Here is a 12,218-nt window from a genome sequence, read left to right as displayed (position 1 = left end):
GATGACCTGATTAACCTCAGCGATAAGACAATGCAGCATCGCTAATCACTCTGTAATTTTAAGTTAAGAAGAAAATATTAATTTTATTACTAACAGGCTAATAAACATCGCTTTATTTATTAGGATGGTTAGAGTGGGATTAACTGATATCTATCTTTTTGAAGGATTAGTTGCGTGAATCAGATTCAATGCGTCATGTTCGATTGCGACGGCACCTTGGTCGATAGCGAAGTCCTGTGTTGCCAGGCTTACGTCCTGATGTTTGCTCACTACGATATTCACTTGTCGTTGGAAGAGGTGATTAAACGCTTTAAAGGCGTAAAACTGTATGAAATTGTTGGAATAGTCTGTAAAGAATATGGATTAGATCAACCGATAGAGGTACTGGAGAAGCTCTATCGTGCAGAAGTTGCACGTTTATTCGACGCCGAATTACAGCCTATTTCCGGTGCAAAAGCACTGTTAGAACAAATCGTGTTGCCCGTCTGCGTGGTATCCAACGGGCCTGTCAGCAAAATGCAGCACTCGCTTGGCCTGACCGGATTACTGCCATTCTTTGAGGACCGACTTTATAGCAGCTATGATATTCAGCGCTGGAAGCCTGATCCGGCCCTGATTTACCATGCCGCGGAACATATGCAGGTTGCCGCTGAGCGCTGTATTTTGATTGAGGATTCCGCTGCAGGTGCCCATGCCGGGATTGCCGCAGGTATTCCGGTGTTTTATTACTGTGCCGATCCGCACAACCAACCGATTAACCACCCGCTAGTGACTACTTTTACGGATATTCAGCAACTGCCTGATTTGTGGAAGGAAAGAGGCTGGCGTATCACCCGCGATTAATTTGCCTGTAATCAATTAACTCGATTGCAATGTTAACTTGTTAAACCACCAGCGCCATGAACGTGTCATGGCGCTTTGGTTTTTAATGGCATGCTGTGGGCTAAAGCGGCGATTAAGGCCGTTAGCCAGCAGATCCAGTGCCAGACATAAAACAAAATAGACCAACGCCACAAACAGGAAGACCTCCATCGGGTAAACCATACTGCGGTTATTAACCTGTGTAGCCAAAAAGGTCAGCTCATTCACCCCGACGATATAAGCCAGCGACGTATCTTTAATCAATGATATCCATTGATTAATAAAGGACGGTACCATCATGCGCAGCGCTTGTGGCAATACGACAAACCACAATGTCTGCCAGCGATTAAAACCTAATGACAGCCCCGCTTGCCACTGCCCGGCACCGATCGCCATAATCCCGGCCTTTACCGCATGAGCCAGATAAGCAGAAGCAATTAACGCCAGCGCACACACTACAGTTGTGATTTCAGGTATATCCACACTAAAAACGATCGGCAGCAGGAAATACGTCCAAAAAATCAACATAATCACCGGGATAGCACGGAAGAAGCCCAAAATAGCGGCCAATATCCCCGCCCAGATACCACGGGACATCGCCAATGCCACGCCCAGCACAGTGCCTAATACGGCTGAGGCTACCCCAGCCATAATGCTGATCACCAAGGTCAATGCCGCCCCTCCCAGAGGGCCATCAGGGAAAGTCCCCCACAGCAGATAACGCCAGTTATCAACGATAATGGTAAAATCCATCTCAGTGCCCTCGGACGACAGTTCGCTGTTGACGCCACATACCCCAAGCCTCAATTAGCGCAATGGTGAAAATATACAATAGGGTTGCAACTCCGAATGCCTGAAATGTCCGTAATGTTTCAGTTTCAACCTGGCGGGAAGCATAGGAGAGTTCAGCCACGCCAATAGCCATTGCCAATGAAGAGTTTTTAATAATATTCATATATTGGCCCAGCAACGGAGGCATGGCTATTTTCAAAGCCTGCGGCAAAACCACATACCGCATCGATTGCCACCCCGTAAGCCCCAGCGCATGTGCAGCATATTTCTGCCCTCTGGCTACGCCGCTGATGCCCGCACGCAGCTCTTCGGCAATAAATGCGGTGGAATAGAGTGTCAACCCGACAAAACCAGCTAAAAACTCAAAAGAGGGCCAGGCCAGGGTTAACCCGGCAACCGTAATTTGATGAGGAGTATTGAGCCAAGGGATCCAAGAAGCTGGCAGGAATTGGCTGGCAGCAAAGTACCAAAAGAATAATTGGATCAGCAGAGGAGTATTTCTGAATAAGGCGCTGTAGCCAATAGCAAAGCCTTTCAAGGCTTTTAACTCACTGTCTCTGGCCGCGGCCAGCAAAAAGCCCAATAACGTGGCAGCCACTACCGTACAGGCGGAAATCCACAACGTCAGTAGAAAACCATCCCACAACCAACCAAGATATTGCGGGGCTAATAGCCAATCTGTCAGATGGTATAGATTCATAGGCTTTTATATCTATATCCATCTGATGCTCTAATATAATGAGTTTTTAAGTACACAATAAAATCCATCTTATTTTTACTCCGTAACTTAACATACCGACACATTACCGTACTGATACCCAAAGTCATTGGCGCTGCAGGTAGGCAATCGGCCCCTGCAACGCGAAGAACTAAGGGGGATAAGTTACGCTTTAGGCTGCTGGTCTAACGGGGCAAATTTAAACTCGCCACGCGGTTGTGCTGAATTGGTTTCCGGTCCAAACCAGCGATCATAAATTTTTACTGCTTCACCGTCTTTCTCCAGCTTAATCAGTGTCTCGTTGACCGCTGCTATTAAGCGGTCTTCACCTTTAGGAATACCAACGCCCTGATACTCTTTGGTGATACTAAAAGGTGAAATCTCAAAATCTGCTTTTTGCGCCTCGGGGATGTTACCCAGCAGGCCCACTAATTTTGCATCATCCTGCGTGATAGCTTGGACGTTACCATTACGTAAGGCGGTGAATGCCAGCGGTGTATCATCGTAAGAGATCACTTTCGCGGTTGGATAATGCTCACGCAAAGTAATTTCCTGTACCGTGCCTTTGTCTGCACCAATACGTAACTTACCAATATCTTCTGGTGTTTTTAATACACCTTTGCGGGCAATAAATTTTTGGCCAGTAGCAAAATAGGGCAAGCTGAAGTTCACTTCCTTGGCCCGTTCATCAGTAATAGTGAAGTTGGCAGCAATCAAATCAACTTTTTTAGAGACCAGTAATGGAATACGGTTCGCCGGGTTGGTCGCCCGTAATTCCACTTTCACCCCTAAATCCTTAGCAATAGCATTAGCCACATCAACATCGTATCCCACCAGCTTTTTAGTCTGTGGGTCGATATAACCAAACGGGGGATTGCTATCGAAAACCGCAATCCTTACCACGCCCGCTTGCTTGATATCATCCAACTTATCAGCGTAAGCAGCGCCGGAAAGTATAGCCAGACCAGCGAATAGCGTTAATGCTATTGCGCTTTTTTTTATGGAAAGACCCTGTTTCATGGGAAAACTCCTAAAGAGATGAGGTATTACGTTGTGTATACGCTACCAACTCCGTGTTAGGTCAGGAAATAATATAAAACGATATGTTTATAACTAATTAATCTCAATGAGTTAATCTGACTACATTGGGAAATGTGAGACAAGGCCGTAGAGCGGCAATAAAGCAGTAACTTAGGTGTCTCACTATTGTTTAAGAAACATATATTTCTGAATTTTCATATTAAGAAACGTTAGGTATGCATCAAACTAGCCGCGTCACTCAAAAATAAGCATCAGTGGACAGTTAGTGACCAGTAGTTAATTAGGGCGAGAGGGATACCCCATGCACTGCTCACTGCTCACTAACAATTATTCGCATATGTTATAAGACAGTATTATTTACTGCTGTGCTGGCCGACAGCGAGGTCCTCTACTTTAGTCTTTTCCTGACTTATCGCGATAATTGGCTTAGCTTTACTCTTAACTTGGCTAACCGGTTCTTCCGTAATCTCCGACTGACCAACAAAAATACCGCCTTTTTTGATTGAGAAATTACTGCCTTTCACGATACCTTTTAAGCGCCCATGTTCCAGAATTTCCAGATCATCAGAAATACAGACCCCTTCAACCCTGCCATCAACCGTAATATGAGGGGCAGTTAAATTTCCCTCAATCTGCCCACTACGCATTAATCTGATTGAACCTTCATTGACGATGATATCCCCCATCACTACACCGTAAATCTGAATATCACCATCCAGATTAATATTACCTTTCAACTGTGTACCTGCGGCAATAATAGTATTGTTTTTAGCATGATCCTGTGAGGTATTAGATAATGGCATACTGGTTTGGTCAGGGATATTTACGATAGAAGAACCTTCATTATTACTATTTATTTTCTTTTTAAACATAACGTTAATCACTGTAAAGATGAGGAATAATGCAGGAACGATAAATAAATAGAAAAATAAATCGTAGATGATATGGGCCACTAAAGCCGCAATCCACAGACCCCACAAGAGGCTAAGCACCGTGTTCTTGCGTATATAAAAGCTCATTTTTTCTATCCTGCCCTGCTTAACAATACATTGGTCATTATTTTTAATAAATAACACACTCAAAAAATAATTTAGGAATTAAATTTTCCTGTGTGAGGAAGGTATACTTCCTATTAATAAAAATGACTAATAACAATAAAAAATAACCATCGCACTATGTGTGATAATTGTCAATTATAAGTATAAACAGAGATTAAATGTATTATAATTAATAGTAAGAAGGTTGGGATATTAATAACAAGAAATGGATAAAAAAACCGGTCAAGACAGCAGCCTGACCGGGGTTAAATATTATTATTCAGTCTTACCAGAAAGCAATTTCTCTAAATCATCGCCACCAAGGTGGCGGAAGTCATGCCCTTTAACAAAGTAGAAGATAAATTCGCAAATATTCTGACAGCGGTCACCGATACGCTCAATGGAGCGAGCACAAAACAGTGCAGTTAACACACTTGGGATAGTTCGCGGATCTTCCATCATATATGTCATCAACTGACGTACGATGCCTTCATATTCTTGATCGACCTTTTTGTCTTCACGATAAATCCGGATGGCTTCATCCAGATCCATCCGAGCAAATGCATCCAGGACATCATGTAGCATTTGCACCGTATGACGCCCCAAAGACTCCAGGCTGACCAACAGCGGCTGATGTTGATGAGAGAATTTTTCCAATGCTGTGCGGCAGATTTTATCGGCCACATCACCGATACGCTCTAATTCGGAAATGGTCTTAATGATAGCCATCACTAACCGTAGATCACTGGCTGTTGGCTGACGTTTGGCAATGATGCGCACACAGGCTTCATCGATAGCCACTTCCATCATATTGACCTTTTTATCCCCTGCAATTACCCGCTTTGCCAGTTCGCCGTCTTGATTATGCATGGCGGTGATCGCATCAGATAATTGTTGTTCCACCAACCCCCCCATAGTTAAAACTTGGGTGCGGATATGTTCAAGTTCTGCATTGAACTGGCCGGAAATATGTTTACTCAGATTCAGATTATCCATGATACTTCCCGTACGTATGGCCTATCCCAAAGGCAGTAGGCGTAATGAATGTAGTTGCCTATGTGCAGTAGCCCAGTAATAAGGCAATCAACCATAGCGGCCAGTGATATAATCTTCGGTCTGTTTTTGCCGTGGCGCAGTAAACAGGGTATCGGTATCACTGAATTCAATAAGCTCTCCCAGATACATAAATGCCGTATGATCTGAACAGCGAGCAGCTTGCTGCATATTGTGCGTTACAATCACAACCGTATAGTCCGATTTCAATTCACTAATCAGCTCTTCAATACGGCCGGTAGAGATCGGGTCAAGCGCCGAGCAAGGCTCATCCAACAGTAATACATCAGGGCGGATGGCGATACCACGAGCAATGCACAGACGCTGCTGTTGCCCACCCGATAAGCTATAACCGCTCTGGTGCAACTTATCTTTGGTCTCATTCCATAGCGCTGCTTTGGTCAACGCCCATTGCACCCGCTCATCCATATCGGTGCGAGATAAACTCTCGAACAATTTGACACCAAAAGCGATGTTATCGTAAATCGACATCGGGAACGGAGTCGGCTTTTGGAAAACCATACCGACTTTTGCCCGTAGCAAAGCAATATCTTGTTTATCAGTTAGAATATTCTGGCCATCTAATAAGATGTCACCTTCCGCCCGCTGTTCCGGATACAGCTGGTACATTTTATTGAAAGTACGCAGTAGAGTAGATTTACCGCAACCTGACGGGCCGATGAACGCAGTGACCTGATTCTTGGCAATATCCAACGAAATATTCTTCAGTGCATGGAATTTGCCATAGTAGAAGTTCAAATCGCGAACCTGAATTTTACTGTTGGTAACGTCAGTAGCCATACTCATCAAGACTTCTCTCTTTTAGCCAATACCGCCGAAGCGGCATTTTGGAATTTATTGGCGAATCGGTATTTTTCTTAGCTAATTAGTATTTTTTCTTAGCGAAAATAACCCGGGCCAGAATATTCAGTAACAGAACACACAAGGTGATCAATAACACCCCTGCCCAAGCCAGACTCTGCCATTCAGCAAACGGACTCATAGCAAACTTAAATATAGTGACTGGTAAGTTAGCAATAGGCCGTGTCAGATCGGTACTCCAGAACTGGTTGGAGAGCGAGGTAAACAGCAAAGGTGCCGTTTCACCAGCAATACGTGCAATCGCCAGCAAAATACCGGTCAAAATACCAGAAACAGAGGCTTTCAACGTGATAGCAGAGATCATGCGCCATTTGGGTGTCCCCAATGCATAAGCCGCTTCTCGCAGGCTATCAGGCACCAATTTCAGCATGTTCTCTGTGGTGCGGATAACAATCGGCACTTGTAACAGCGCCAGTGCAATCACCCCGGCCCAACCAGAAAAGTGCTCCATCTTGGCGACCACAATGGTGTAAACAAACAGACCAACAACGATAGACGGCGCTGATAATAAGATGTCATTAATAAAGCGGGTAACTTCTGCCAGCCACGATTTACGGCCATATTCCGCCAGATAAATTCCTGCCATGATCCCAAGCGGGGTACCTATAACTGTTGCCCACAGGATTAATAACCCACTACCGGCGATGGCATTCGCTAAACCACCACCCGCAGCATTTGGCGGCGGTGTCATCTCGGTAAACAACGCCAGAGACATCCCATCAATACCTTTGGTGACCGTGGAGAATAAAATCCATATCAACCAGAACAAACCAAATAGCATAGTTACCATTGAAAGCACCAAGGCAATCCGGTTCTTTTGGCGACGCCAAGCCTGCTTTTTGCGGCGGCTCTCCATCAGCGTCGCATCACTTCGCATATCCATGGTCACCATGTTAACGCCCCTCGTTCTTAGCCAGACGCATAATCATTAACTTAGATAAAGCCAGTACGATAAAGGTAATAACGAACAAAATAAGGCCCAATTCCATTAACGCGGCGGTATGTAAGCCAGATTCAGCTTCTGCAAATTCATTAGCTAACGCAGAGGTAATACTGTTACCAGGCATAAACAGTGAGAAACTATCGAGCTGGTAGGTGTTACCGATAATAAATGTCACCGCCATGGTTTCACCTAATGCACGGCCAAGACCCAACATCACACCGCCGATAACCCCATTCTTGGTGTAGGGCAGCACAATGCGCCAGATAACTTCCCAAGTGGTACAGCCAATGCCATAAGCGGACTCTTTCATCATCACGGGCGTTTGTTCAAAGACATCGCGCATGACTGCCGCAATGTAAGGAATAATCATGATGGCTAAAATAATGCCTGCAGCCAAAATACCGATGCCGAATGCAGGGCCGGAGAACAGTGTCCCAACAATTGGAATACCGGACATCACGTTACCAACAGGCTCTTGAAAATAGCGGGCAAATAATGGAGCAAAGACAAACAGGCCCCACATACCGTAAACAATACTTGGGATCGCCGCTAACAACTCAATCGCGACTCCCAAAGGCCGTTTTAACCAGTTTGGTGCCAGTTCCGTTAAGAACAAAGCAATACCAAAACTGACAGGAACGGCAATAATCAGGGCAATAAACGAGGTGACTATTGTGCCGTAAATTGGCACCAATGCACCAAACTGTTCAGCTGGTGGATCCCACTCTTTGGTCCAGAGAAAAGCAAAACCAAACTTTTCTATACTTGGCCAGGAAGCAACAATCAATGAAATGATAATGCCGCCCAACAGAAATAGCGTAATCAGCGCAGCCAGTTTTACCAGCGCACTGAAAATGATGTCACCGTATTTACTCGGTGCTTTGATCGTCGGCTTGTAGACAGCCATAGACTCTCTTCTCATCAGGGTGTTATTCCCTTCGCGCTTGAAGCCGCAGGTGTGTTAGCTACGTTCACGCCCCGAATCACTTACTGGTATTGACCTTAAAACTTACTGGTCTTGACCTTAAAATAAGTAAGCTCATCGGGATGCGTTCACTTGCTGCTTACCTGCGACTCCAATTACTTTGGGTATAATATTGAATCAATATTTTATAAATCACTCGTTGCAAGTAAATCAGAAGATTGGCTTACCGCTACTATCTTTAATCTGAGTTTTCCAAGCTGCGCGTACTTGTTCAACAACTTCCGCTGGTAATGTTGCATAATCCAGTTCGTTAGCTTGTTTAGCGCCGTGTGTGTAACCCCAGTCAAAGAATTTCAATACTTCAGTGCCATTAGCGGCATTTTTCTGTTCTTTATGCACTAAAATGAAGGTCGTTGAGGTAATTGGCCAAACATCATCACCTTTTTGATTGGTTAAGTCCTGAGCAAATGATTTGCTCCAGTCCACACCTTTTGCCGCAGAGCTAAAGCTGTGCTCAGTTGGGCTAACGGGCTTCCCATCTGCTGAAATCAGTTTAGTGTAAGCCAGATTATTTTGTTTCGCGTAAGCGTATTCCACATAGCCAATTGAGCCAGGCAGACGCTGAACAAAAGCAGCAATACCGTCGTTACCTTTACCACCTAAACCGGTTGGCCAGTTCACGGTAGAGCCAGCCCCGATTTTCTCTTTCCATTCTGCGTTCACTTTAGCCAAGTAGCTGGTGAAAACAAATGAGGTACCAGAGCCGTCTGCACGACGTACAACAGCAATGTTTTGATCCGGTAATTTAACGCCTGGGTTCAACTTAACAATCGCAGGATCATTCCACTTTTTCACATTGCCCAGATAGATATCACCCAGCGTTTTACCGTCTAATGTCAGTTCACCGGATTTAATGCCTGGGATATTCACGGCTAACACCACACCGCCAATCACGGTCGGAAATTGGAACAAACCTTCAGTAGCCAGTTTTTCATCTGTTAATGGTGCATCAGAAGCACCAAAATCAACAGTATTGGCAATAATTTGCTTCACGCCACCGGAAGAACCGATACCTTGATAGTTAATTTTGTTACCTGTTTCTTTCTGATAAGAATCTGCCCACTTGGCATACACCGGTGCGGGGAATGTCGCACCTGCACCTGTCAGGCTTGCAGCAGCGAACGCGGATACAGCAGTCATAGATAAAGTCGCTGCCACAATGCTGGCTACGGTGGTACGCATCAGTTTCATAATCCCTCCTAATGGGATATTAGAATTAACTCTTTACCCAACGAACTTGGTGTTGCTGGTGGGCAGCAAATGAATCCCAGGAAACTTACTCAGGTAAGTAAGTGATTCGAGGAGTGAACATCGCTAACAACCCTGCGGCTTCAAGTACGAAGTGTATAAATTGTTTTCATCAGATCAAGTATGGTGCAGGAGGGAAAATAGGACAGTTTAATGACAGAAAAATGTATGAATTATTACAGTTATATGACAACTGACGTTAATATAAATAACATTATGATTAATATATGTTTTTATACTTAATCTGTTTAAAGACCGAACACAATAAAGGTGTCATAAATGAAAAAAATGGTCATATTACCAATAGCGGCAAGCTTGTTATTTATTAGCACTTCTAGTCTGCAAGCTCAATAATTGAGCTATTCAGACCAAGGTAGTGCCATAGTCGCATGAGATAGCCGGACAGGAGAATTAGTCTATAGCGATGTGGCTTTAGTGACCTGAGCCAGCAAGCCTCACAGTACAAAAGCCAGATATCTAGCCTACAAGGCAACGTTTCTTCATTGGAAAGAAGCATTTCTTCTCTTGAGCAAAATATGAGAAGCCTTCAGGGCAAAATTCGCTAATAATTCGTAGATAAAATGAGAAAGCCGACAATTTTGCCGGCTTTCGTTAATACGCTATTCTTTCGTTAATACCCTATCTTAGAGCAACTTATTCAACCGTTACTGATTTTGCCAAGTTACGTGGCTGATCCACATCGGTACCTTTAATCAGCGCGACATGATAAGACAGTAGCTGTAGCGGTACGGTATAGAAGATAGGCGCAATAATTTCTTCTACATGTGGCAGCTGAATTATTTTCATCCCTTCGCTATCAGTGAACCCGGCATCTTGATCAGCAAACACGTATAGCAAACCACCCCGGGCACGAACTTCTTCAATATTGGATTTGAGTTTTTCCAATAATTCATTGTTTGGTGCTACCACAATGACCGGCATATCCGCATCAATCAATGCCAATGGGCCATGCTTCAATTCACCCGCAGCGTAAGCCTCTGCGTGAATATAAGAGATTTCCTTCAGCTTCAGCGCACCTTCCATTGCGATCGGGTATTGATCACCACGGCCAAGGAACAGTGCATGATGCTTATCAGAGAACCCCTCAGCCAACGCTTCAATGGTTTTATCCAGAGACAACATCTGTTCAATACGAGCAGGCAATGCCTGTAACGCATGGACAATATCGTGCTCTAGGCTGGCATCGGCACCTTTCAACTTACCTATACGCCCCACCAGCATCAGTAAAACGGTCAACTGAGTGGTAAAAGCTTTCGTTGAAGCAACACCAATCTCGGTACCCGCTTTGGTCATCAGCGCTAAATCGGATTCGCGAACTAATGAAGAACCAGCAACGTTACAAATGGCCAGTGAACCTAAATACCCCAACTCTTTAGATAAACGCAGAGCTGCCAGAGTATCTGCCGTTTCGCCAGATTGTGACAAAGTGATCAACAGGCTATTTGGACGCACAGCTGATTTGCGATAACGGAATTCAGAGGCGATTTCGACATCACAAGGCACACCCGCTAAAGACTCAAACCAATAACGAGAAACCATCCCTGAGTTGTAAGATGTACCGCAGGCAATGATTTGAATATGTTGAACCTCTGCCAACAAGGCATCAGCTTTTGGGCCAAGCTCTGACAGATCAATCATCCCGTGGCTTAAACGGCCTTCCAGCGTATTTTTAATCGCCATTGGCTGTTCATAAATTTCTTTCTGCATGTAATGGCGGTAAATACCTTTATCACCCGCATCGTATTGCACCTGAGATTCGATTTCAGGACGCTCAATGGCATTACCCTGCTTATCAAAGATAGAGATGCTCCGGCGGGTAACTTCAACCACATCACCTTCTTCCAGGAAGATAAACCGGCGAGTAACTGGCAATAGAGCAAGCTGGTCAGAAGCAATAAAGTTTTCACCCACACCACAACCGATCACCAGCGGGCTACCGGAACGGGCAGCAATCAGACGATTTGGATCACGGCTATCCATCACAACAGTACCGTATGCACCACGTAATTGCGGGATCACGCGTTTCACTACTTCCAGCAAAGACCCCCCTTGCTGTTGCTCCCAATGTACTAAGTGAGCAATAACTTCGGTGTCAGTTTCAGAGCTGAAACGATAGCCACGGCTAATTAATAATTCACGTAACGGCTCATGATTCTCAATAATGCCGTTATGCACGACTGATATATGGTCAGAAACATGAGGGTGTGCATTGGCCTCTGACGGCTCCCCATGGGTAGCCCAGCGGGTATGTGCTATCCCCGTGCCACCGTGTAAATCCTGCTTTTCAGCAGCATCAGACAGTGCATGAACCTTACCCACCCTACGTAAGCGAGTTAGATGACCTTCACTATCAACTACCGCTAAACCAGCGGAGTCGTAGCCACGGTACTCAAGGCGACGTAAACCTTCGATCAGAATCTCAGCGATATCACGTTGCGCTACTGCGCCAACAATTCCACACATCTGTTTTATTCCTATGTAAGGTCCCTTATTAGAACCTTTTCGATGTCAGTGACCTGATTGAACCGGATTTTCCGGGCTCCCCGAGCCTGTAGAGTTGGGGATTATTATGTTTTGTACTGTATTTTCAGCAGCAATCAGTAAACCAAAAATACAGGGCAAAACATCCCTTCAAAG

11 protein-coding genes are annotated in these 12,218 nt (G+C 44.8%); 1 reads left to right on the top strand and 10 read right to left on the bottom strand.

Features of this window, described 5'->3' with window-relative positions; all coding sequences use genetic code 11:
• Positions 1–174: 174 nt before the first annotated feature.
• The gene (gene yieH, locus AC971_RS17735; RefSeq protein ID WP_025381961.1) at positions 175–843 is read left to right on the top strand and encodes a 6-phosphogluconate phosphatase; all 669 of its coding nucleotides are present in this window, start codon (positions 175–177) and stop codon (positions 841–843) included.
• 15 nt (positions 844–858) lie between these two features.
• Here the strand turns inward: yieH and AC971_RS17730 are convergent, their stop codons facing one another.
• The 10 genes from AC971_RS17730 to glmS form a co-directional block, all read right to left on the bottom strand.
• Positions 859–1,614, bottom strand: coding sequence for an amino acid ABC transporter permease (locus tag AC971_RS17730; RefSeq protein ID WP_025381962.1), 756 nt, complete (start codon positions 1,612–1,614; stop codon positions 859–861).
• Position 1,615: 1 nt separating this feature from the next.
• Entirely contained in the window at positions 1,616–2,353 is a 738-nt protein-coding gene (locus AC971_RS17725) for an amino acid ABC transporter permease (protein WP_025381963.1), read from the bottom strand.
• A 183-nt stretch (positions 2,354–2,536) separates the two neighbouring features.
• Positions 2,537–3,391: an ABC transporter substrate-binding protein gene (locus AC971_RS17720; protein WP_025381964.1), complete on the bottom strand. Its 855-nt coding sequence runs from the start codon at positions 3,389–3,391 to the stop codon at positions 2,537–2,539.
• Between the two features lie 374 nt (positions 3,392–3,765).
• Positions 3,766–4,431 carry a bactofilin family protein gene (locus tag AC971_RS17715; RefSeq protein ID WP_025381965.1) on the bottom strand — a complete coding sequence of 222 codons (666 nt, stop codon included), beginning with the start codon at positions 4,429–4,431 and terminating at the stop codon, positions 3,766–3,768.
• A 294-nt stretch (positions 4,432–4,725) separates the two neighbouring features.
• Entirely contained in the window at positions 4,726–5,445 is a 720-nt protein-coding gene (gene phoU / locus AC971_RS17710) for a phosphate signaling complex protein PhoU (protein WP_025381966.1), read from the bottom strand.
• An 87-nt stretch (positions 5,446–5,532) separates the two neighbouring features.
• Entirely contained in the window at positions 5,533–6,309 is a 777-nt protein-coding gene (gene pstB / locus AC971_RS17705) for a phosphate ABC transporter ATP-binding protein PstB (protein ID WP_025381967.1), read from the bottom strand.
• A 79-nt stretch (positions 6,310–6,388) separates the two neighbouring features.
• A complete protein-coding gene (gene pstA, locus AC971_RS17700; protein WP_025381968.1) occupies positions 6,389–7,276 on the bottom strand; it encodes a phosphate ABC transporter permease PstA in 888 nt (295 codons plus the stop codon).
• Between the two features lies 1 nt (position 7,277).
• On the bottom strand, positions 7,278–8,234 hold the full coding sequence (gene pstC / locus AC971_RS17695; protein WP_025381969.1) for a phosphate ABC transporter permease PstC: 957 nt from the start codon (positions 8,232–8,234) through the stop codon (positions 7,278–7,280).
• Between the two features lie 228 nt (positions 8,235–8,462).
• Entirely contained in the window at positions 8,463–9,503 is a 1,041-nt protein-coding gene (gene pstS / locus AC971_RS17690) for a phosphate ABC transporter substrate-binding protein PstS (protein WP_025381970.1), read from the bottom strand.
• Positions 9,504–10,214: 711 nt separating this feature from the next.
• Positions 10,215–12,044, bottom strand: coding sequence for a glutamine--fructose-6-phosphate transaminase (isomerizing) (gene glmS, locus AC971_RS17685; RefSeq protein ID WP_025381971.1), 1,830 nt, complete (start codon positions 12,042–12,044; stop codon positions 10,215–10,217).
• Between the last annotated feature and the right edge of the window lie 174 nt (positions 12,045–12,218).

It is taken from the genome of Yersinia similis, from assembly GCF_001053095.1.
Taxonomy (GTDB): domain Bacteria; phylum Pseudomonadota; class Gammaproteobacteria; order Enterobacterales; family Enterobacteriaceae; genus Yersinia; species Yersinia similis.
This window is presented reverse-complemented; position numbering and strand designations above follow the sequence as displayed.

Coding starts and splice junctions, on each gene's coding strand:
- AC971_RS17730 (WP_025381962.1), bottom strand. CDS start 1,614: ATGGATTTTACCATTATCGTTGATAACTGGCGTTATCTGCTGTGGGGG.
- AC971_RS17725 (WP_025381963.1), bottom strand. CDS start 2,353: ATGAATCTATACCATCTGACAGATTGGCTATTAGCCCCGCAATATCTT.
- AC971_RS17720 (WP_025381964.1), bottom strand. CDS start 3,391: ATGAAACAGGGTCTTTCCATAAAAAAAAGCGCAATAGCATTAACGCTA.
- AC971_RS17715 (WP_025381965.1), bottom strand. CDS start 4,431: ATGAGCTTTTATATACGCAAGAACACGGTGCTTAGCCTCTTGTGGGGT.
- phoU (WP_025381966.1), bottom strand. CDS start 5,445: ATGGATAATCTGAATCTGAGTAAACATATTTCCGGCCAGTTCAATGCA.
- pstB (WP_025381967.1), bottom strand. CDS start 6,309: ATGAGTATGGCTACTGACGTTACCAACAGTAAAATTCAGGTTCGCGAT.
- pstA (WP_025381968.1), bottom strand. CDS start 7,276: ATGGTGACCATGGATATGCGAAGTGATGCGACGCTGATGGAGAGCCGC.
- pstC (WP_025381969.1), bottom strand. CDS start 8,234: ATGGCTGTCTACAAGCCGACGATCAAAGCACCGAGTAAATACGGTGAC.
- pstS (WP_025381970.1), bottom strand. CDS start 9,503: ATGAAACTGATGCGTACCACCGTAGCCAGCATTGTGGCAGCGACTTTA.
- glmS (WP_025381971.1), bottom strand. CDS start 12,044: ATGTGTGGAATTGTTGGCGCAGTAGCGCAACGTGATATCGCTGAGATT.